The organism is Escherichia sp. MR (genome assembly GCF_005280595.1).
Lineage (GTDB): Bacteria > Pseudomonadota > Gammaproteobacteria > Enterobacterales > Enterobacteriaceae > Escherichia > Escherichia ruysiae.
This window is the reverse complement of record NZ_SZVK01000137.1, coordinates 1-355: the sequence shown is the minus strand read 5'-3', so window position 1 is coordinate 355 and position 355 is coordinate 1. Positions and strand designations below refer to the sequence as shown.

Below are 355 nucleotides of genomic sequence, written 5' to 3'. Positions count from 1 at the left end.
TACAGCGCCTGGTGCGCGCGGTGAAACGCCCCGCAACCGAGATGCACAATGCGTGATTCCAGACGAGAATGATCCCATGACGGGCGGGCAACCGGCAGATTGCTGTCAACAATAGTAGTCATCGTAAACTCCAGAATCCGTCTTCAGAGAGTGACGGCAAGGAAGAAGGAACCGGCACGGCGCGCAGCCATGCCGGTGGATATTAACGGCTAAAGAAAGCGCGCTGGATCGCCAGTTCGACACCGCGAACTTCGGCCAGGCCTTTCAGACGACCAATCGCGGAGTAACCTGGGTTGGTTTTCTTCTTCAGGTCGTCCAGCATCTGATGACCGTGGTCCGGACGCATCGGGATCAG

The 355-nt window shown here is 57.5% G+C and carries 2 protein-coding genes; both read right to left on the bottom strand.

From position 1 onward, the window contains the following. Positions 1 to 122: hypothetical protein (locus FC814_RS22615; protein WP_170967966.1), on the bottom strand; the 122-nt coding region annotated here is incomplete at its 3' end. A gap of 80 nt (positions 123 to 202) precedes the next feature. Further along, the coding region (locus FC814_RS22610; protein ID WP_170967965.1) for a mannonate dehydratase at positions 203 to 355 on the bottom strand (153 nt) is incomplete at its 5' end.